This window comes from Pseudomonas reidholzensis, assembly GCF_900536025.1.
In the GTDB taxonomy this organism is placed as follows: Bacteria; Pseudomonadota; Gammaproteobacteria; order Pseudomonadales; family Pseudomonadaceae; genus Aquipseudomonas; species Aquipseudomonas reidholzensis.
Genome location: NZ_UNOZ01000007.1, coordinates 93,740 through 114,854 on the forward strand (window position 1 = coordinate 93,740; position 21,115 = coordinate 114,854).

Here is a 21,115-nt window from a genome sequence, read left to right on the forward strand (position 1 = left end):
GAGTGGGAGTGTACGTCGGCCCTGGCTAGGCCGCCGAGCCCGTCAACCGGCGCGCCGGCGCACGGTGGGCGCGTAGACGAAACCTGAGAACAGCCGGCGCGCGGTGCGTACCACCGAGGCCTGCAGGGTCTTGCCGTCGGCGCCGCTGCGGGTCAGTGCCACCTCGATGCCGCCGCTGGGGTGTTCCAGGCGCACTTCAGTCAAGCCCTGCGCACCTTCGCCCAGCAGGTCCATGGCCACGGTGCCGGGGCTGACGCAGGCGGTTGCCAGGCCGATGGCACCGGTGATCGCCAGCGCCCGGTGGCAGCTGTGCGGCATGAAATAGCGCACCTGCAGGGTGCCGTCGAAGCGCGGCGGCGAGATCAGTACCGGCTTGGGGATGACCATGCCGCTGACATCGCCCAGCCCCATGGCCTGGCCGGCCTTGATCCGCAGGGCTTCGAGACGCTGCAGCAAGCGGCTGTCGGCATCCAGTTCAGCAGGGCTTTCGCTGCCGCTGACGCCCAGTTGGCTGGCCTCGACGATCATCATCGGCATGGCCATGTCGATGCAGGTCAGCGCGACGCCATCGATCACATCGCGCGCCTGGCCGGTGGGGAACAACTTGCCGGTCTTGCTGCCCACGGCATCGAGAAAGGTCAGGTGCACCGGCGCCGCGATGCCAGGCACCCCGTCGATCGCGGTGCGGCCTTCGTAGCGGACGATGCCGCCTGGGGTCTCGACCAGCGAATTGACGAAGGTGTTGGTGTTGAGATTGCGGATGCGCACCAGGGTCTTGCCGTCGCTGGCCTTGACCAGGCCCTGCTCGATGGCGAACGGGCCCACCGCGCAGAGCATGTTGCCGCAGTTGGGCGCGGTGTCGACCCGGCGCTGGGCGACCATGACCTGGACGAACAGGTAGTCGACGTCGGCGTCGGCGTCCAGCGAGGGGCTGATGATCGCCACCTTGCTGGTTTGCGGGCTGCCGCCACCGATACCGTCGATTTCCAGCTCATGGCCGGAGCCCATCAGGTTGATCAGCATCTCATCGCGTTCGACCACATTGGAAGGCAGGTCCCAGGCATGGAAGAACGGGCCTTTGGAGGTACCGCCGCGCATCAGCACACAAGGAATACGTTGCATGACTACTGACTCTTGTTGATCAATTGGAGTAATTGATGTGTTGAAAACAAGAGTGACAGGCGCGGATAAATCAATCCAATGCAAAGATCGTAGCTATTATTGCGTTCAACACATGAATATCCTAGCGGCTTGCTGAAAGAGAATCGTCATGGAATATGAGCTTCAAGACATCAGATCTTTCGTGAAAATCGCCGAACTTGGCAGCTTCCACGAAGCTGCCGACGTGCTGCACCTGTCGCAACCGGCATTGAGCAGGCGCATCAAGAAGCTCGAAGAGGGCTTGGGCACGCCGCTGCTCGAACGCACCACCCGACGGGTCAGCCTGACCAGTGTCGGCCGCGACTTCCTGCCCAAGGCGCGGCGCCTGCTGGATGACTTCGAGGACTCGATCCTGAGCATCCGCGAGCTGGCCGAACGCCAGACCGGCCAGGTCACCCTCGCCTGCATTCCGACGGCGGCGTTCTATTTCCTGCCGTCGGTGATCCGCCTGTACAACGAGCAGTACCCGAAGATCCGCATCCGCCTGCTCGACCTCAGCGCCAACGACGGGCTCGAAGCCGTGCTGCGGGGCGAAGCGGATTTCGGCATCAACATGATGAGCGGCCAACACCCGGACATCGAGTTCGTGCCGTTGGTGCAGGAGAAGTTCGTCCTGGCCTGTCGCCGCGACCACGAGCTGGCCAGCCGCGCCTCGGTGACCTGGACCGAGCTTGCCGAATACCGGCTGATCGGCGTGGGCCGCCTGAGCGGTAATCGCATGCTCCTCGACCATGCCCTGTCGGGGCTCAGCTGGCGACCCAAGTGGTTCTACGAGGTGCAGCACCTGTCGACCTCGCTGGGCATGGTCGAAGCGGGCCTGGGGGTGTCGGCGATGCCCAGCCTGGCGATGCCGGGCGCCGATCACCCGACCCTGGTCAGCGTGCCGTTGAGCGAGCCGGAGGTGACCCGCACGCTGGGGCTGGTGTATCGACGCGGTGCATCGTTGTCGCCGGCCGCGGAAAAATTTGTATCCATCCTGCTCGAGAAGTGGCCAAACAGCTAAGCTGCACAACTTTTTCAGCGTCCCCGTATCGAATGTTCAGGTGCGCCTTCAGCGCGCCCTTCCAGGAGGTTTGCCATGCTCATGCGTACCACGTTGCTGCTTTCGTGCCTCACCCTGGCACTGGTCGGTTGTGCCAGCTCCAACGACGATCAGAAACCGCCCACCACCATGCAGGTCGACCTGCAGCGCTACCAGGGCACCTGGTACGAGCTGGCCCGGCTGCCGATGTTCTTCCAGCGCAACTGCGTGCAGTCCGAGGCCCGTTACACCTTGCGCGACGACGGCCGGATCGACGTCGACAACCGCTGCCAGGAAAAGGACGGCCAGCTCAATCAGGCCCAAGGCATTGCCGAAGCCCAGCAGCCGGGCAAGACCGACAAGCTGTGGGTGCGCTTCGACAACTGGTTCAGCCGCCTGGCGCCGGACATGACCAAGGGCGAGTACTGGGTGCTGTACCACGACCAGGACTACAGCGTGGCGCTGGTCGGGCACCCGAACCGCGAGTACCTGTGGATGCTGTCGCGCACGCCGGAGGTCAGCCAGGAGACACGCGACAAGCTGCTGACCATCGCCCGCGAGCAAGGCTATGACACCAAGGAGCTGGTGTGGCGGGGGGCTGACAAGCCTTAAGGATTGCAGACAGCCATCGAGGGGCGTGTCGATTATCGAGCTTATCCGGTTGATGTGGGGCGGCCACTGGCCCCTTCCGCCCTTACGGCGGGTCACTTTTTTTCTTGGAAAAAAGTAACCAAAAACCGCTTGCTCCTACATCCGGCCCTTCGCTGCGCTACGGGTTCCCTCACTCCGGCCTTGCTCCCGTGAGGACCGCGCCGGACGGGCCTTCCTGGCCCGCGGCGCTTGCCGGCCATCCATGGCCGTCACCTCACTTCGCAAGACCTCCGTTCGGCCTCCTGAAGTCGCAGTAGATCAAGATCACAAGCCAGATCAAGGGCCAGATCAAGATCAAGGGCCAGGGCAACGGCTGGCGAATCGCTGCGCTCTCGCGGGTTTATAAGGGCGTACAGCGCGTCAGCGCCAGAATTTGCATTGGCAGTCCCGGCCTCTTCGCGGGGCAAGTCCGCTCCCACAGGATAGAGTCGCTCGTTCGGTCATCGGAGATCCTGTGGGAGCGGGCTTGCCCCGCGAAAGGGCCCGAATATCCACCACAAATGCCACTGTCGAAGATAACGCCAGCGCAGGCGCCACCCCTAACTTGGCGACCTCAGGAGGCCGAACGGAGGTCTTGCGGAGCGAGGTGACGGCCAGGAAGGCCGGCAAGGGCTGCGGGCCAGGAAGGCCCGTACAGCCCGGTCCACGCGGGAGCAAGACCGGAGTGAGGGAACCCGCAGCGAAGCGGAGGGCCGTATGTGGGAGCCGGCGGTTTTTGGTTACTTTTTTCCAAGAAAAAAAGTGACCCGCCGTAAGGGCGGAAGGGGCCATAAGCGTCACCAAATCAAATGGATAAGCCCCCAAAGCCCAACGCATCTACACCGAACACACTCCAAAAACATGGGCATCACACTGTCGGCGCGGGAGCGGCCTTGCCGAGGCGCCGGACCGGTCGGAAAGGCCTGCGTAGCGGCCCCAGCTTCTTGACTGACTGGCATCAGGGCAAGCCCCGCGATGGTACGACGATGGCATAAAAACCTTCCTATACTGCACGTGGCGTCCATGCAGTGCCGAACGCACATCCCCCGCAAAACCTCGATAACAACAATGTGAGGTGGCAGATGGTTTGGCAGCAGATCTACGACCCGTTCGGGAGCCCCTGGCTCTCCACCCTCCTCGCCGCAGTCCCCGTCGTGGTGATGCTCGCGGCGCTGGCGTTCTTCCATATCAAAGCGCACATCGCCGCCCTGCTCGCCCTGGCGTCGGCCTTGCTGATCTCGGTGCTGGCCTTCGACATGCCGGCCGGCATGGCCGGGTCTGCGGCGCTGTACGGCGCGGCCAACGGCCTGCTGCCCATCGGCTGGATCGTCCTCAACATCATCTTCCTGCATCGGCTGACCACCGAAAACGGCTCGTTCAAGGTGCTGCAGGACTCGCTCGCGCGCATCACCGACGACCGCCGCCTGCAACTGTTGCTGATCGCCTTCTGCTTTGGCGCGTTCTTCGAGGGTGCGGCGGGCTTTGGCACACCCGTGGCGGTGACCGGGGCGATCCTCATCGGCCTGGGCTTCTCGCCACTGGCCGCCTCGGGCCTGGCGCTGATCGCCAACACCGCGCCCGTCGCCTTTGGCGCGCTGGGCACGCCGATCATCACCCTGGCCAAGGTCACCGGCCTGGACGAGATGGAGCTGTCGATGATGGTCGGCCGGCAGCTGCCGTTCTTCTCGGTGATCGTGCCCTTCTGGTTGATCTGGGCGTTCGCCGGCTGGCGCAAGATGCTCGAAGTGTGGCCGGCGATCCTGGTCGCCGGGGTCAGCTTTGCCATACCGCAGTTCCTGGTGTCGAACTTCCACGGGCCAATGCTGGTGGACGTGATCGCCGCGCTGATCTCGATGGCCTGCCTGACGGGCTTCCTGCGCGTCTGGAAGCCCGCCACGGTGCACACCTCGGCGGCGCTCAGCGGGCGGGTCGACAACTCCAAGGTCGACGCCGACCCGAATGCGCCCGCCGCCGATACCCTGGCGTTCGGCCAGGCCGACCGGCGCACGGTACGGCGCGCCTGGATGCCGTGGATCATCCTCACCGTGTTCGTCTTCGCCTGGGGCACCGCCAGCTTCAAGAACCTGTTCGACACCCGCCAGGCACTCGACCCGGCCACCGGCGCGGTGATGCTCGACCCGCAGGGCAAGCCCCTGCGCGAGGCCAACCCGATCTTCGCCCCGGCGATCACCTTCGACACCATTCACCAACAGATCGAGAAAGTGCCGCCGGTAGTGCCGGCGCCGAAAAAAGAAGACGCGGTGTACAAGTTCACCTGGCTGACTTCCACCGGCAGCGGCATCCTCCTCGCGGCGGTGCTCGGCGGGCTGCTGATGGGCTATTCGCCGCTGGCCCTGGCCAGGCAGTACCTGCGCACGATCTGGGTGGTGCGCTACTCGCTGATCACCATCGTCGCGATGCTCGCGCTGGGCTTTCTCACGCGGTACTCGGGGCTGGACGCGACCATGGGCCTGGCGTTCGCCGCGACCGGCATCTTCTACCCGATGTTTGGCACCCTGCTCGGCTGGCTGGGGGTGGCGCTGACCGGCTCCGACACGGCCTCCAACGTCCTGTTCGGCGGGCTGCAGCGGGTGACCGCCGAGCAACTGGGCCTGAGCCCGGTGCTGATGGCCGCCGCCAATAGTTCAGGTGGGGTGATGGGCAAGATGGTCGATGCCCAGTCGATCGTGGTGGCGTCGACGGCCACCCGCTGGTACGGGCATGAGGGCGAGATCCTGCGCTATGTGTTCTTCCACTCGGTGATCCTGGCGATTCTGGTCGGTTGCCTGGTGACCCTGCAGGCCTACGTCGCACCGTTTACCTCGATGGTGGTCGGCGGCGGTTGAGCGAGCAGGTAACATGGCGCTTTCAGCGTAGAGGATCCTGCAATGGACCTGCAGTTTCTGGGCACCTCTTCCGGGGTGCCCACCAAGGCCCGCAATGTCAGCGCCACCGCCGTGATCGAAGCCTCTGGCAAAGGCTGGTACCTGGTCGATTGCGGCGAAGGCACACAACATCAACTGCTGCGCACCCCGCTGTCGATGCGCGACCTGCGCGCGATCTTCATCACCCATGTGCACGGCGACCACTGTTATGGCTTGCCGGGCTTGCTGGCCAGCGCCGGCATGTCCGGGCGCAGCGAGCCGCTCGAGCTGGTCATGCCGCTGGCCCTGCACGACTGGGTCCGCCAGACCCTCGCCGTCAGCCAGACCTACCTGCCCTTCGCGCTGCACCTGCACGCGGTGGAAACGCTCACGCACTGGCGCAGTGGCCAGGTCGAGGTGAGTACCCGCGAGCTATCGCACCGGGTGCCCAGTTATGCCTTCGTGTTTGCCGAGCTCAACCCTGAGCCACGGCTGGACATCGACAAGCTGCAGGCCGACGGCATACCCCGTGGGCCGCTGTGGGGCGAACTGGCCCACGGGCAGGCGGTAGAGCATGGCGGGCGGCGAATCGAAGCGCGGGAGTACCTGCGGCCTTCGCGGCCGGCGCGGCGGATTATCGTCTGTGGCGACAACGACTCACCGCAGTTGCTCGCGGACGTGGCCAAGGGGGCCGATGTGCTGGTGCACGAGGCGACCTATACCGAGGCGGTGCTGGCGCGCAGCCAGTCGAGCTTCGGCCACAGCACGGCGGCGGCGGTAGCGCGGTTCGCCGAGGCGGCGGGGGTACCGAACCTGGTGTTGACGCATTTCAGTGCGCGCTATCAGGACAACCCGCAGCGCAGTCCGTCGATCAGCGACGTGCGTGAGGAAGCTATGGCGCATTACAGCGGGCAGTTGACCCTGGCGCGCGACCTGCAGCGCTATCACCTCGATCGCGAAGGGGTGCTGGTACCTGTGTAGCTGCCGCGGGCCCTGGGGCTGCTGTGCAGCCCTTTCGCGACACAAGGCCGCTCCCACAGGTACAGCGCATGCCTCAAGGTAGGTGCAACATGTGGGAGCGGCCTTGTGTCGCGATAGGGGCGCAAAGCGGCCCCAGCGCTAGTCCAGTCACCCACAGGGCAGGCTAATACCCGGTCATCTCCAGATACCCCTTACCCGCCACACTGCCACTGACCCGCACCGGCCCCTCCCAGTACGGAAACCGCGTCGCCATCCACGCCTTGCTCTCCAGCGCCTCGACCTGCACATCCACCCCCTGCCCCGGCAACCGCACCCGCCAGCGCGTCGGCACCTGCTTGCCATTCGCCTGGCGGGTCGTCGCCAGCACCTGGAGCGCAATCTGCGCCCCCTGCAACGCCTGCACCTGCCCCTGGGCGCTAATCCAGGTGCCCGCCCGATACGGCGCCCCCTCGGCCTCGCGCACCTGGAACAACATCACCTTGGCGCCACCCTCCAGGTGCAACGAAAACCAGTCCCAGCCCGACTGCCCCGCCGCCAACGGCTGGCTGCTCCACTCACGGTCCAGCCACGCCTGGCCACTGACCGCCACCCGCTGCCCGTCCCGCTCGACCTCACCGCTGACCCGATAGAACGGCTGGCTGTAGTAATAGGACGCCTGCCCCTTGCCAGACTTTTCGCTGTAGCCCTGGGCCCCGTGCAGCACCAGCGGCCCCTGGCTGACCAGTTGCAGGTCATAGGCAAACCCCTTCCCCTTCGCCGTCATCTGCAACTGGCCGATGCCGTCGCGCCCGCGCAGCGACCAGTCATCGATCCAGGCATGAAACGGCTCGGCCTCGACCCCCGCTTGGCCGACACCCCCACGGGCCAGGGTCTCACTCACCTGATGGCCACCCGGGCCGGTCAACGCCGCGTGCCCCATCCACAGGTTCGGGCTGCTCCAGCCGGGGGTTTCCGGCCCAGGGCGCAACGCCGAGCGGAACAGCGTCCACTGCGCGCCCCAGTCGCGGCCCTGGGCATCCTGCAAGTTGGCGGTGACGTACCACCACTCGATGCGAAAACCATCGTGCGCGCCGTGATCACGCGGAAACACCAGCACCGGGCCGGGCGTGACCTGCCTGAAGGCCGCGGCCTCCTGGCCCAAGCCGGCAAAGCTCTTGGGCTCGGGCTTGGGCGCGTCACAGCCGACCAGCCACAGACAGCCGAGCAACATCCACCGTTCAGGTTTCATCGGCAAACTGCCTCAGTAAGTCGCTTGGCTGGCGACGCGCCAACTGCCACAACGGCCAGGCGCTGGCGAGCACGCTGGTCAGCAGGCCGAGCACGGCCAACCGCAGCAGCTGGTCGGGGAAGACATACAGCGGCAAGCGCCAGCCAAACGCCTGCACGTTGACCACCGCCACCAGGCACCAGGCCAGCAGCAGCCCCAACGGGATCGCCAGCAGCACCGTGAACGTGCTCAGCAGCAAGGTTTGCCCGAGCGACAGCCAGATCAACCGCCGGCGCGCTACACCCAGGGCCCACAGCGGTGCCAGTTGGCCCAGCCGGCTCTGGCCCAGGGTCAGCAGGCTGATGAACAGCGCCACGCCAGCGACGCCCAGGGTCAGGCTGTTGAGTGCGGCGGTGGCGGCAAACGTGCGGCTGAAGACTTCGTTCGACCACCCTTTCAAGGTCGCCTGCTCGACCACCCGGCTGTCCTCCAGGTCGAAGCGCTGCTGCACCGCCTGCTTCAGCGCGGCAAGCCGTTCAGGGGCGACGTTCAGGCCGAGATTGCCGAGTGTCGCCTGCGGCCAGTGAGCGCGCAGCCAGTCGGCATTGACCAGCACATGGCCCTTGGGGTTGCCGTAATCGGCGTAGATACCGACCACCTTCATCTGCTGGGTGGACGGTGCGGGCAGTGGCAGGCTGTCGCCCAGCGTCAGCCGCAGGCGCCGTGCCAGTTGTTCACTGAGCATCAGCGCGCCGCCGCTGGCCAGTTGCGCCCAGGCATCCGGGCTCTGCTGCAGGAGCGGCCAGTGCACGTGGTAATAGGGATGATCGTCGATCCCTTGTACTTGCGCCGGCCACTGCTGCAAGCGCCACTCCGTGCGCCAGCTCGGCAGCACGGCGACTACACCCGGCTGGCGTGCCAACCAGTCGCTGATCTGCAGGGCCTGCGCGGTGTCGCGTGGGGTCAGGTAGAGGTCGGCCGACAGGCGTTGGTCGAGCCAGCCGGTGAAGGTCCGGCGAAAGCCCTCGGTCATGCTGCCGACGCCGACACTGGCCGCCAGCGCGAGCAACAGCGCCATCAGCGCCAGGCTCAGCGCCGGCAACTGCTGGCGACTGTCGGCGATGAACCATTGCGCCAACGGCCGCCGGCACCGCCGCGCCAGCCCCGCAAGCGCTGCGTCGAGTAACGCCGGCAACAGCAACGCCGCCGCCAGCAGCAGCGCCGCGAGCAGGGCAAAGGCGCTCGGCAGGCTGCTGCCCCAACGCCAGCAGCCCAGCGCGACCAGTGTCAGCACGCCGGCGGCAATCGCCTGCCGGCGTAACCAAGGGCCCTGCGCCAGGCGCCAGGCCTGCGCTTGCGCCAGGGCCAGCAACGGCAGGCGCGCGGCGCGCAACACGCTGCTGACGCCCGCCAGCGCTGCACCGAGCAGACTGACGCCGACGCCTGCCAGCCACCACTGCGGCGCCAGGCTCAACTGCCCGGCGACCTGCGCGCCGTACAAGCCGCGCACGCTCGCGGCAAAATCGGGCAGCAGCAGGCTGGCCAGCAGGTAGCCGCTGGCGACACCCGCCAGCCCGCCGACGATGGCGAACACCCCCAACTCCAGCGCCAGGCCGGCGAGCAGCACGTGCAAGCTGACACCACAGGCGCGCAGGGTGCGGATCAGGCCACGGCGTTGCTCCAGGGCCAGGCCGATGGCAGCGTGGGCGATGAACAGGCCGACGACGAACGCCAGCAGGCCCAGTGCCGTCAGGTTGAGGTGAAAACTCTCGGTGAGGCGCTGCAGGTCACCGTCGTCGCTGGCCGCTTGCAGCCTTACCTGCTGGGCGATCGCGGCGGGCAACGGCTTGCTGGCATCGCCCAGGAGCAGCCGTGACAGTTGCCCGGGCGCCTGCAGCAAGCGTTGTGCCTGGCCGATATCGACCACCACCACGCCGGGCGCAAGCTCTGCTTGGAGGGCCAGCGGCGGGAGGGCCTGGCCATCACTGCCGTGCGCCTGCTGGCCAGCCTGCAAACCCAGCTGGCGCAAGGTGTCGGGGCCCACCCAGGTTTGCCCCGGATTGCCGATGAACGCCCCCAGGTCGAACGCCTCGCTGGCGACGCCGGCCACGGAGGTCGACGCCGGCAGGCTCAACGGCTCGATGCCGATCAGGCGCACCGTCAGCGGCTGCGCAGCGGCCAGCCGCAGGCGCCCTTCGAGCACCGGCGTGACCTGCCAACCCAGCCGCCGCAACTGCAGGTAAACCGACTGATCGAAGCGCTCGCCGACCTGCGCCACCAGTTGCGCCTGCGCCGGGCCTGCAAGCACCGCGCTAGCCCGTGCATAGTCACTGCGCGCCTGGCTATTCAGGGCCTGTACGCCGGTCCACAGCGCGGTGGCCAGCCACAACCCGGTGAACACGCTGAAGCACTGCAGGCGGTGTCGGCACCAATGGCTGAGCAGCGCCTGCAAGGTCCTCGACAACACGCCCATCAGCCCTGCTCGACCAGCACGCGACCGCCGCGCAAAAAGCAGCGCTGTTGCAGGCGCTCGGCCAGCCGCCGGCTGTGGGTCACCATCAACAGGCTGCTGCCCGCCTCGCTGACCAGTTGCAGCATCAGGCGCAACACTTCATCGCTGCTGGCTTCATCGAGGCTGCCGGTGGGCTCGTCGGCCAGCACCAGCGCCGGCCGCCCTGCCAGCGCCCGGCCGATCGCCACGCGTTGCTGCTGCCCGCCGGAGAGCTGCTCGGGGTAGCGCTGCAACAAGGGCGTCAGCCCCAGCCGTTCGGCCAGGTGCGCACACCAGGCGGCGTCGTGGCGCCCGGCCAGGTGTGCCTGGAAGGCCAGGTTGGCGGCGACGTCGAGGCTGCTGATGAGGTTGTACTGCTGGAACACCAGGCCGATGCCCTCACGGCGCCAGCGGGCCAGGGCGGCTTCGGAGCGGCCATCGAGCGCCTGGCCGTCGATCAGGATGTGGCCGCTGTCGGCGCCATCGAGGCCGGCGACCAGGTGCAGCAAGGTACTCTTGCCGCTGCCGGACTCACCCATCAACGCCAGGCTGGCGCCGCGGGCGAGGCGCAAGTCGACACCCTGCAAAACCGGCAGTGGGCCCTGGGCAGTGGTGAATGACTTGTGCAATTGCTCGACGACCAGCATGTACGGCTATTCCCTCGAAGGTTTGCGGTGTCGGGGCCGGCCTCTTCGCGGGGCAAGCCCGCTCCCACCGGGATGGCGCTGTTCTGCAGATTTGCGCGGTCCCTGTGGGAGCGGGCTTGCCCCGCGAAGAGGCCAGGCCTGACAGCACACGACTCTTGCCCGGCAGCGTTTCGGATCAGCCGTAACGGGCTAGACTTAAATGAGAACCACGTCACAGACGAGACAGGGGCACCGGTATGACCCGCAGCACATGGCTCCTCCCGACCCTGCTCGCCGGCTGCCTGGCACTCACTGCCGGCTGCGCAGGCAAAACCTCCAGCACCCGCCACGCCACGCCTGTCACCAGTGGCTCGAACTGCTTCGCCAAGGCGGTGCCGAGCAGCGGTGAAGGCGGCCTGGCCTGGGGCGATACCCTGAGCATAGCGCGCAAAAAATCCATGGAGGGGTGCATACGTTACGCCGGCCGCTCCGGCGGTACGCCCGCCAGCTGCCAGGTGGTGATGGCCAAGTGCAAGGATTGAGGGCGCGCTCGCCGCGCGCGGGTCAGCTGCAGTTGCGCGGGAAGACCACGCTGAAGGTCGTGCCGGCGCGCCACGAGGAGTGCACCGTGACCTCGCCATGATGCGCCCTGGCGATCTGCCGAACGATGAACAAACCCAACCCGACGCTGCGTAAGGCGACGTTCTGGCTGTAGCCGCGGACCATCGGCTCGAACAGCTCGCTGATGTGCGCGTGGGTAATCGGCATGCCCAGGTTGTGCACCGACACGCTGGCGCTGGCGACCCCGATGTGCGCAGTGACCGTCACCGGCGCGCCGGGGTGGCCATAGGCGACAGCGTTGCCGACCAGGTTGCCGATCAGTTGGCAAAGCCGATCATGGTCGAAGGCCACCCGCCCCTCACCGAGGCGGACATGCCGCAGGGTGACGTTGGCAAAGCTCAGCCTGAGTTCGTCCAGGCAGCTCGCCACCGCCTGCTGAAAGTCGCCCGGCACCGGCAGGATGGCCAGGCCGCGGCCGCCGCGCACCTGGCAGAAGTCCTGCAGGTCAGCCGCCAACCGCTCGGCGCGTTGGGTCGACTGAATGATCTGGGCGAGCAATTGCGTGGTGCGGGGCTCCTGCGCCCGACGCGCGAGAATTCCGGCGGCCATCCTGATCGCCAACAGCGGGTTGCGCAGGTCATGGCTGACGATGCCGAGCATCTGCTCGGCCAGCAACGCCCGGTGCTCAGCGCCCGCCTCGCCGAGCCGGTAGCCAGCGCTCGACACGCAGGGGTCTTGCTGTAGATGTGCCATGAGCTACCTCGGGAGCCGGCGACGGCCTGTCAGAAAACGTCTAGTCAGGGTGGGCGCGATGGCCTGGCGGGTCTGTTCGCTACCGAACAGACCCCACACCCGCAACGCGTGAAAATCAGCGCTAGCGACTGAACCTGTATCAGCAAGGACCCCCATGGATAATCCCTGGCTTGGCGCGATCAGCATGCTCCGACGCTTGCCCTCGACCCTGCGTCGATGGGCCGCTGCGCCGCGTGCGTTCAGCTACGAGAGCCTGTTGCGCTCGGAGCTGTTCAGCAGCGAGCAGATGGCCGAATACGGCACAATCCTCGCCCGACAGCACCGACTGAGCAAACTGCCCGCCGACGATGCCTTGCTCGCCCGCCTGACCGCCAACGAGCAGACCCTCTCCAGCAGCTGCGCGGCCCTCGCCGGGACGCTCGCCTCGTCACGCCGGGACATGCCCGCCGCGCAGTGGCTGCTGGACAACTTCTACCTGGTCGAAGCGCATATCCGCCTCGCCAACAGTCACTTGCCGCGCGGCTACAGCCGGCAGTTGCCGCGCCTCGACAACGGCCCCTCGAGCGGCCTGCCACGGGTCTACGATATTGCCCTGGAGACCATCTCCCATGGCGACGGGCGGGTCGACAGCGACAGCCTCAGCCGCTTTGTCGAAGCCTACCAGCGGGTCACCCCGCTGACCCTCGGCGAGCTGTGGGCGATCCCCATCATGCTGCGCCTGGCGCTGATCGAAAACCTGCGCCGGGTGGCCGCCCGGGTCATGGCCAACTGGGCCGACCGTGACCTGGCCAACAGCTGGGCCGACCGCCTCAGCGAGATGGCCGAGCGCGATACCAAGAGCGTGGTGCTGGTGGTGGCCGACATGGTCCGCTCAGGGCCGCCGCTCAGCCCGGCGTTCGTCGCCGAGCTGGCGCGCCGGCTGCACGGCCAGAGCGCCACGCTGACCCAGCCGTTGGCGTGGATCGAACAGATGCTCAGCGAGTCGGCCCTGACCATCGAGCGCCATGTGCAACTGGATGCCCAGCAGCAGGCCATCGACCAGGTCTCGATCAGCAACAGCATTGGCAGCCTGCGCCTGCTGTCGACCACCGACTGGCGTGCGTTCGTCGAGCAGCTGAGCCACGTCGAACGGATCCTCGGCGAGGACCCGGCCGGGGTCTACCCGGCGATGGATTTTGCCAGCCGTGACCATTACCGCCACGTCATCGAACGCCTGGCGCGGCACAGCCTGTTCAGCGAAGACGCGGTGGCGCGCATGGCCATCGACCTGGCGCAGGCACCTGCAACCCGCGCCGGCGAGCCCAGCGAGCACGTCGGCTTTTATCTGCTGGGCCCAGGCCTGGCGCTGCTGGAGCAGCGGCTGGCGGCGCGCATCGGCCTTGGCGAACGCTGGCAGCGGCTGCTGCACCGGGCACCCCTGGCGTTCTACCTGGTGCCCTCGGCGCTGCTCACCGGGCTGTTTGCCTGGGTGTTCCTGGACGCCATTCACCACCAGGGTTGGCCGTACTGGGTACTGGCGTTGCTCGCCGCGCCGATCCTGCTGATGACCAGCCGCCTGGCCATCGGCCTGATCAACTGGCTGGTGACACTCACCGTCAAACCGTCCTTTCTGCCCCGGCTGGACTACAAGCACGGCATCCCGGCCGAGGCCCGTACCCTGGTAGTAGTGCCGAGCCTGCTGGCCAGCACCGACGATGTCGAGGAGCTGGTCGAAGGCCTGGAAGTGCGGTTTCTGGCCAACCGCGACGCGCACCTGCACTTCGCCTTGCTGACCGACTTTCTCGATGCTCAGCAGCAGACCCTGCCGCAGGATGAGGCCTTGCTGGCGCTGGCCACTGAGGCCATCGAAGGCTTGAACTGCAAGTACCCGACGCCGGGCGGCGAGCGCTTCTTTCTGTTGCATCGGCCGAGGTCGTGGAATGCCAACGACCGCCTGTGGATGGGCTATGAGCGCAAACGCGGCAAGCTGATGGCCCTCAACGCCTTGCTGCGTGGCCACGGCCGCGAGCACTTCCTGCTGATCGTCGGCGATGTCGCCCAACTCGCCAGCGTGCGCTACGTCATTACCCTGGACACCGACACCCAGCTGCCGCGCAACGCGGCCAGCCAGTTTATCGGCGCGATGCAGCACCCGCTCAACCAGCCGCGCTTCGATGCCCACAGCGGGCGCATCCGCGCGGGCTACGCGATCCTCCAGCCGCGGGTGGGCATCAGCCTGCCCAGCGCCGCGCGCTCGGCCTACGCCCGGCTGTTTGGCAGCGATGCCGGGGTGGACCCGTATACCCAGGCGGTGTCCGATGTGTACCAGGACCTGTTCCTGAGTGGCTCGTTCATCGGCAAGGGTATCTATGCCGTGGACGCCTTCGAGCAGGCCCTGGACGGCTGCTTTGCCGACAACCGCGTGCTCAGCCATGACTTGATCGAGGGCTGCTACGCGCACGCCGGCCTGCTCAGCGATGTCCAGCTGTACGAGGAGTACCCGCGCCACTACAGCGCCGACGTCAAGCGCCGGCACCGCTGGATCCGCGGTGATTGGCAACTGCTGCCGTGGCTGCTGCCATGGACCCGCACCGGCAACGCCACGCGCCATAGCCTCAGCGCGCTGTCACGCTGGAAGGTCGCCGATAACCTGCGCCGCAGCCTGGAACCGGCGGCGTTTCTCAGCGTCTTGCTGTGGGGCTGGCTCGCCTCTTCGGCGCCGGCCTTGTGGACCCTGGCGGTGCTGGTCCTGCTGCTGACCCGACCGCTGCTGGACACCCTCCTGGAGCTGCTGCGCAACACCCCGGACGTGCCCCTCGGGCAACACCTGCAGGCCGCCATGCGCGCCTCGTCCGGGCACTTCGTACGCTGCGCCCTGGGCTTGGCCTGGCTGCCGTTCGAGGCCTTCTACAGCCTCGATGCCATCACCCGCACGCTCTGGCGGCTAGCGGTCAGCCGCCGTCGACTGCTGCAATGGAACCCGTCGCGGGAGGACGCCCGGGCCAGCGTCAACACGCTCTACGGCCTCTACCGGGAGCAATGGATCGCGCCCGTCCTCAGCCTGCTGCTGGCGGCGGCCTTGCTGCTGCAACCGCAGGCGCTGCTGGTCGCCGCGCCGATCCTTGCGCTGTGGCTGCTTGGCCCGGGGCTGGCCTGGTGGCTCAGCCGCAGCCGCAGCCGCACCGTGTTCGTCCCCACCCCCGAAGAGCGTGCGTTCTTGCAGCGTCTGGCCCGCAGCAACTGGGCGTTCTTCGACCAGTACGTCAGCGCGCAGGACAACTGGCTGCCGCCGGACAATGTCCAGGAGCCGCCCTACCCCAATGTCGCCCACCGCACCTCGCCGACCAACATCGGCATGGCCCTGCTCGCGCACCTGGCGGCCCACGACTTTGGCTACCTGAGCGGCGCGCGCCTGCTCGAGCGGCTGACGCTGATGCTCGACAGCCTGAGCCGCCTGGAGCGCTATAAAGGCCACTTCTACAACTGGTACGACACCCGCACCCTGCAGCCGTTGGCGCCGCTGTATGTATCGACCGTCGACAGTGGCAACCTGGCAGGCCTGTTGTTGACCTTGCGCCCCGGCCTGCTGGGGCTGCCCGATGCGCCGCTGCTCGACCGCCGTGTGAGCCATGGCCTGCTGGACACCCTCGACCTGCTGATTGCCGCGTTCGACAGCGCAGGCCGCAGCACCGACGCGCTGCGCGCCGTGCGTGAACAGGCCCCTGCGCTCGACCTGCACGCCCAGCTGGCGCAGGTGCTGCACGGCCTGGCCGACCCTGCGACGGCGCTGCCCGCGAGCGAAGCCGACAGTGACTGTGGCTTCTGGCTGGCGGCGCTGCAGGCGCAGTGCCTGGACATGGCCGCCGAGCTGCAACGCTTCGCCCTGCCGGCAGGCCACGACCCTGCCGTGCCGGCGCCGAGCAGCTGGCGCGCGCTGGCCGACCTCGAACTCGCCGATTGGCCGCCCGCCGCCCAGCCTGCCGTCGCCGCCGTGCAGGCCCTGGCACGACAGCGGATCGCCATGGCAGCGCAGCTGGCCAAGCACATCAGCGGCCTGGCGAACATGGATTTCAGCTTTCTCTACGACCGCCAGCGTGACCTCTTCACGATCGGCTACAACGCCACCGAGCACCGCCCTGACGCATCGTTCTACGACCTGCTGGCCTCGGAGATGCGCCTGACCAACTTCGTCGCCATCGCCCAGGGCCAGGCCCCGCAGGAAAGCTGGCTGGCCTTGGGCCGCCTGCTGACCAGCAATGCCGGGGTGCCGGTGCTGCTGTCGTGGTCCGGCTCGATGTTCGAGTACCTGATGCCGATGCTGGTGATGCCCAGCTATGAAGGCACCCTGCTCGACCAGACCTGCCAGGCCGCCGTCACCCGGCAGATCGACCATGGCAAGCATGCGGGCCTGCCGTGGGGCGTCTCGGAGTCGGCGTACAACGCCCTCGACAGCCACTTCAACTACCAATACCGGGCCTTTGGCGTGCCGGGCCTGGGGCTCAAACGTGGCCTGGGCGAGGATCGCGTGGTGGCGCCCTATGCCAGTACCCTGGCACTGATGGTCGCCCCTGCCGCCGTCTGCCGCAACCTGCAACGGCTGGCCCAGGCGGGGTTGGCCGGGCGCTTCGGCCTGTACGAAGCGGTCGACTACACCGAGGCCCGCCTGCCACCGGGGCAAGCCGCCGTGGTCATCCGCTCGTTCATGGCGCACCACCAGGGCATGAGCTTTCTCGCCCTGACCTCACTGCTGCTGGACAAACCCATGCAGCGCCGCTTTGCCGCCGACCCACAGTTTCAGGCGAGCATGCTGCTATTGCAGGAGCGCGTGCCGAAAACCGCCGCGCAATACCTGCACACCTCGCAAACCCCCGACCTGGACGACACCGGCAGCGCCAGCGGATCGCGCCTGCGGGTGTTCAGCGACCCGAACCGCCGCTACCCCGCCGTGCAACTGCTGTCCAACGGCCGTTACCATGTCATGGTCAACAGCGCCGGCAGTGGCTACAGCCGCTGCAACGACCTGGCCATGACCCGCTGGAGCGAAGACATCAGTGGCGACAGCCTGGGCAGTTATTGCTACCTGCGGGATGTCGACAGCGGCCGTTTCTGGTCCACCAGCTACCAGCCGACCCTGCACCTGCCGCACAGCCAGGAGGTGATCTTCAGCGATGGCCGGGCCGAGTTTCGCGTGCGCGAACTGGAGTTCGACTGCCACAGCGAAATCGCCGTGTCGCCCGAGGACGACATCGAACTGCGGCGCTTGCACCTGACCAACCATGCACCGCAGCGGCGCAGCCTGGAGCTGACCAGCTACGCCGAGGTGGTGCTGGCACCGGCCATCAGCGACGCGCTGCACCCGGCGTTCAGCAAGCTGTTCGTGCAGACCGAGCTGATCCGCCCGCTGCAGGCCATCGTCTGCACACGCAGGCCGCGCTCACAACAGGAAGCCGCGCCGTGGCTGTGCCACGTGCTGGCCGTGCACGGGGTGGATGTCGAGGCGATTTCCTACGAGACCGACCGCGCCCGCTTCATCGGCCGCGGCCGCAGCCTGCGCGATCCGGCAGCCTTGCAGGCCGATGTAGCAGCGTTGTCCGGCAGCGCGGGGGCGGTGCTCGACCCGATCGTCGCGATTCGCTGCCGGATCAGCCTGGAGCCTGGCCAGAGTGCGACCATCGACCTGGCCACCGGCATGGCGGGCAGCCGCGAAGCCTGCCTGCAACTGATCACCAAGTACCGCGACCGCCACCTGGCCGATCGGGTCTTCGACCTGGCCTGGCCGCACAGCCAGGTGTTGTTGCGCCAGCTCAATGGCTCACTGGCCGATGCCCGGCTGTTCGAGCAGATGGCCGCCTCGGTGATTTATGCCCACGCGACACTGCGCGCCAGCAGCGCGCTGCTGGTCAGCAACCGGCGTAACCAGTCCGGGCTATGGGGCCAGGGCATCTCCGGCGACCTGCCGATCGTGCTGGTGCAGATCGCCGACCCGGCCAATATCCAGCTGGTCAAACAGATGGTCCACGCGCATGCCTATTGGCGGCAGAAGGGCCTGGCGCTGGACCTGGTGATCTGGAACGAGGACCAGGCCGGTTATCGCCAGCAGCTGCAGGACCTGATCATGGGCATCGTCGCCTCCGGCAGCGAGGCCGCCTTGCTCGACCGCTCTGGCGGGATCTTCGTGCGCCCGGCGCAGCAACTCAGTGAAGAAGACCGCACCCTGCTGCTGGCGGTGGCCCGGCTGGTGCTCAGCGACAGCCATGGCAGCCTCGCCGAACAGCTGCACCGGCGGCGCGGGCCGCCTGCTCCGGCGGTCTTCGTCGCCACGCCGGTGGTGCCGACCAGCCTGCCCCACCCCGCTGCGCCGCCGGCCCAGGCGGCGTTGCTGCTGGACAATCGCTATGGCGGTTTCAGCGCCGACGGCTGCGAGTACGTCATGCCCATCCTGCCCGGCCAGGCGACCCCGGCGCCCTGGGTCAACGTGTTGGCCAATGCGCAGTTCGGCACGGTCATCTCGGAATCCGGCAGCGCCTACACCTGGCGCGACAACGCCCATGAGTATCGCCTGACGCCGTGGCACAACGACCCGGTCCGCGACCCTGGCGGCGAGGCCCTGTACCTGCGCGACGAAGACAGCGGCGACGTCTGGTCGCCCACCCCGCAACCCTGTCCCGGCCCGGGCAGTTACCGCACCCGCCATGGCTTTGGCTACAGCGTCTTCGAGTATGTCGAAGAGGACTTCAGCAGCGAGCTCTGGGTGTATGTCGCGCTGGACGCCGCGGTCAAATTCTCCCGGCTCACCCTGCACAACACCTCGGACCGGCCGCGGCGCCTGAGCGCCACCGCGTTCGTCGAATGGGTGCTGGGTGACCTGCGCAGCAAAACGGCGATGCACGTGGTCAGCGAGACCGACCCGATCAGTGGTGCGCTGTTTGCTCGCAATGCCTTTTCGATCGAGTTTTCCGGGCATGTGGCCTACCTCGATTGCGACGTACCCGCCCTCAGCCTCACCTGTGACCGCAGTGAGTTTCTCGGCCGCAACGGGCACCTGCAAGCGCCTGCCGGGCTGCGTCAGGCACGCTTGTCGGGGAGGACCGGCGGCGGCCTGGACCCGTGCGCAGCGCTGCAGGTCAGCCTGCTGCTGGCCCCGGGCGAAAGCCGCGAGCTGGTGTTCCGCCTGGGTGCTGAGGCCGACGCTGCGGCGGCGACCCAGCGGGTCTTGCACTACCGGGGGCTGCGCGCCGCCCTGGGCGAACTGGACAAGGTGCAGACCTACTGGCGCCAGACCTTGGGCAGCGTGCGCATCGAAACGCCGGAGCCGGCGCTCGATGTGCTGGCCAACGGCTGGTTGATGTACCAGGTCATCGCCTGTCGCTTCTGGGCCCGCAGCGGCTTCTATCAGTCGGGCGGCGCCTTTGGTTTTCGCGATCAGTTGCAAGACAGCATGGCCATGCTGCATGCCGCCCCGGCGGCGGCGCGCCAGCACCTGCTGACCTGCGCCGCCCATCAATACCTGGAGGGCGACGTGCAGCACTGGTGGCACCCACCGTTGCAACGCGGCGTGCGGACCCGTTGCTCCGACGACCTGCTGTGGCTGCCACTGGCGACTGCCCGTTACCTCGAGGTATGCGCCGACCTGAGCGTACTGGACGAGCCGGTGGGCTATCTCGAAGGCCGCCCACTGAACGCCGGCGAAGAGTCCTACTACGACCTGCCGGCCCGAGCCACGCGGGTCGAGAGCCTCTACCAGCATTGTCAGCGCGCCCTGGAGCGGGCCTTGCCGTGCGGCGTGCACGGCTTGCCGCTGATGGGCAGCGGCGACTGGAACGACGGCATGAACCGCGTCGGCGAGCATGGCCTGGGCGAGAGCGTGTGGCTGGGATTTTTCGGCCACCAGGTCCTGCAAGCCTTCGCCCGCGTCGCCCAGCGCCGGGGCGACAGCGCCTTCGCCGAGCAGTGCGCCACGCGCGCCGCCGCCCTGGAACGCAACCTCGAGGCCCACGCGTGGGACGGTGGCTGGTACCGCCGCGCCTGGTTCGACGATGGCCAGGTGCTGGGCTCGGCAAGCAATCAGGAGTGCCGCATCGACTCGCTGGCGCAGAGCTGGGCGGTACTCTCCGGGGTCGGCTCGCCAGAGCGCGTGCGCACCGCCATGGGCGCCGTCGACCGGCTGCTGGTGCGCCGCGACATCGGCATCGTGCAATTGCTCGACCCGGCCTTTGACCAGGGCAGCCTCGACCCTGGCTACATCAAAGGCTACGTGCCCGGCGTGCGTGAAAACGGCGGCCAGTACACCCACGCCGCGATCTGGGCGAGCATGGCCTTCGCCCAGCTGGGCGACCGGGCCAGGGCCTGGGAGCTGCTGCACCTGATCAACCCGGTGCGCCAAGGCTGCAACGCCCTGATCGACACCTACAAGGTCGAGCCGTATGTGATGGCCGCCGATGTCTACGCCGTGGCGCCGCATGCCGGCCGGGGTGGCTGGAGCTGGTACACCGGGTCCGCCGGCTGGATGTACCGCCTGATCGTCGAGAGCCTGCTGGGCCTGCAACGCACCGGCGACACCTTGCGCATCAAGCCGCTGCTGCCCGCTGACTGGCCGGGCTACACCCTGTTTTATCGCGTTGGCAGCAGCCAGTACCGGATCGAAGTGCGCAGCGACAGCGAGGCTGGCGAGCTGCACCTGAGCCTGGATGGCCAGCCGCTGGCCGGCGGCGTCCTGCACCTGGTCGATGATGGCCAGGTGCACCAGGTGCTTGCCCAGTGCCACCGGTCCACCCTGCCCGTGGAACCGTAGCGCCGGCCGAGCCGCTTGAGCTAGGCTTGTTCAACCTAGCCAATGCACCC

Annotated in this window: 11 protein-coding genes; 6 read left to right on the forward strand and 5 right to left on the reverse strand. The window is 67.4% G+C overall.

All coding sequences use genetic code 11. The annotated features are described in order from the left end of the window. Positions 1–42: 42 nt before the first annotated feature. Positions 43–1,122, reverse strand: a complete 1,080-nt coding sequence (locus tag CCOS865_RS06135; RefSeq protein ID WP_119138905.1) for a 4-oxalomesaconate tautomerase — start codon at positions 1,120–1,122, stop codon at positions 43–45. Between the two features lie 148 nt (positions 1,123–1,270). Here CCOS865_RS06135 and CCOS865_RS06140 point away from each other — a divergent pair, with 148 nt between their 5' ends. From CCOS865_RS06140 to CCOS865_RS06160, 4 genes are all read left to right on the forward strand, one after another. Beyond that, complete coding sequence (locus CCOS865_RS06140) at positions 1,271–2,164, forward strand: LysR family transcriptional regulator (RefSeq protein WP_119138907.1); 894 nt, start codon at positions 1,271–1,273, stop codon at positions 2,162–2,164. 75 nt (positions 2,165–2,239) lie between these two features. Further along, on the forward strand, positions 2,240–2,794 hold the full coding sequence (locus tag CCOS865_RS06145) for a lipocalin family protein (RefSeq protein WP_119138909.1): 555 nt from the start codon (positions 2,240–2,242) through the stop codon (positions 2,792–2,794). Between the two features lie 1,100 nt (positions 2,795–3,894). Beyond that, a complete protein-coding gene (locus CCOS865_RS06155; RefSeq protein ID WP_119138911.1) occupies positions 3,895–5,658 on the forward strand; it encodes an L-lactate permease in 1,764 nt (587 codons plus the stop codon). 42 nt (positions 5,659–5,700) lie between these two features. Continuing rightward, positions 5,701–6,657, forward strand: a complete 957-nt coding sequence (locus tag CCOS865_RS06160; protein ID WP_119138913.1) for a ribonuclease Z — start codon at positions 5,701–5,703, stop codon at positions 6,655–6,657. Between the two features lie 163 nt (positions 6,658–6,820). On the opposite strand, the gene CCOS865_RS06165 is transcribed toward CCOS865_RS06160, so the two are convergent. Genes CCOS865_RS06165 through CCOS865_RS06175 form a run of 3 tightly spaced genes read right to left on the reverse strand, consistent with a single transcriptional unit; the run spans position 6,821 to position 11,002 of the window. Further along, positions 6,821–7,885: a lipocalin-like domain-containing protein gene (locus tag CCOS865_RS06165; RefSeq protein ID WP_119138915.1), complete on the reverse strand. Its 1,065-nt coding sequence runs from the start codon at positions 7,883–7,885 to the stop codon at positions 6,821–6,823. Beyond that, on the reverse strand, positions 7,875–10,337 hold the full coding sequence (locus tag CCOS865_RS06170) for an ABC transporter permease (protein ID WP_119138917.1): 2,463 nt from the start codon (positions 10,335–10,337) through the stop codon (positions 7,875–7,877). The genes CCOS865_RS06165 and CCOS865_RS06170 overlap by 11 nt, the downstream gene beginning before the upstream one ends. After that, complete coding sequence (locus CCOS865_RS06175; RefSeq protein WP_119138919.1) at positions 10,337–11,002, reverse strand: ABC transporter ATP-binding protein; 666 nt, start codon at positions 11,000–11,002, stop codon at positions 10,337–10,339. The genes CCOS865_RS06170 and CCOS865_RS06175 overlap by 1 nt, the downstream gene beginning before the upstream one ends. 236 nt (positions 11,003–11,238) lie before the next feature. Between CCOS865_RS06175 and CCOS865_RS06180 the strand changes: the two genes are divergently transcribed. Further along, complete coding sequence (locus tag CCOS865_RS06180; RefSeq protein WP_119138921.1) at positions 11,239–11,523, forward strand: hypothetical protein; 285 nt, start codon at positions 11,239–11,241, stop codon at positions 11,521–11,523. Between the two features lie 22 nt (positions 11,524–11,545). On the opposite strand, the gene CCOS865_RS06185 is transcribed toward CCOS865_RS06180, so the two are convergent. After that, positions 11,546–12,295 carry a sensor histidine kinase gene (locus tag CCOS865_RS06185; protein ID WP_119138923.1) on the reverse strand — a complete coding sequence of 250 codons (750 nt, stop codon included), beginning with the start codon at positions 12,293–12,295 and terminating at the stop codon, positions 11,546–11,548. 154 nt (positions 12,296–12,449) lie between these two features. On the opposite strand from CCOS865_RS06185, the gene CCOS865_RS06190 reads away from it, so the two are divergent. Then, positions 12,450–21,065: a glycoside hydrolase family 94 protein gene (locus tag CCOS865_RS06190; RefSeq protein ID WP_119138925.1), complete on the forward strand. Its 8,616-nt coding sequence runs from the start codon at positions 12,450–12,452 to the stop codon at positions 21,063–21,065. Positions 21,066–21,115: the final 50 nt, after the last annotated feature.

Bases quoted from the DNA above. Each gene is read 5' to 3' on its own strand.
- CCOS865_RS06135 (WP_119138905.1), bottom strand. From the start codon at position 1,122: ATGCAACGTATTCCTTGTGTGCTGATGCGCGGCGGTACCTCCAAAGGC.
- CCOS865_RS06140 (WP_119138907.1), top strand. From the start codon at position 1,271: ATGGAATATGAGCTTCAAGACATCAGATCTTTCGTGAAAATCGCCGAA.
- CCOS865_RS06145 (WP_119138909.1), top strand. From the start codon at position 2,240: ATGCTCATGCGTACCACGTTGCTGCTTTCGTGCCTCACCCTGGCACTG.
- CCOS865_RS06155 (WP_119138911.1), top strand. From the start codon at position 3,895: ATGGTTTGGCAGCAGATCTACGACCCGTTCGGGAGCCCCTGGCTCTCC.
- CCOS865_RS06160 (WP_119138913.1), top strand. From the start codon at position 5,701: ATGGACCTGCAGTTTCTGGGCACCTCTTCCGGGGTGCCCACCAAGGCC.
- CCOS865_RS06165 (WP_119138915.1), bottom strand. From the start codon at position 7,885: ATGAAACCTGAACGGTGGATGTTGCTCGGCTGTCTGTGGCTGGTCGGC.
- CCOS865_RS06170 (WP_119138917.1), bottom strand. From the start codon at position 10,337: ATGGGCGTGTTGTCGAGGACCTTGCAGGCGCTGCTCAGCCATTGGTGC.
- CCOS865_RS06175 (WP_119138919.1), bottom strand. From the start codon at position 11,002: ATGCTGGTCGTCGAGCAATTGCACAAGTCATTCACCACTGCCCAGGGC.
- CCOS865_RS06180 (WP_119138921.1), top strand. From the start codon at position 11,239: ATGACCCGCAGCACATGGCTCCTCCCGACCCTGCTCGCCGGCTGCCTG.
- CCOS865_RS06185 (WP_119138923.1), bottom strand. From the start codon at position 12,295: ATGGCACATCTACAGCAAGACCCCTGCGTGTCGAGCGCTGGCTACCGG.
- CCOS865_RS06190 (WP_119138925.1), top strand. From the start codon at position 12,450: ATGGATAATCCCTGGCTTGGCGCGATCAGCATGCTCCGACGCTTGCCC.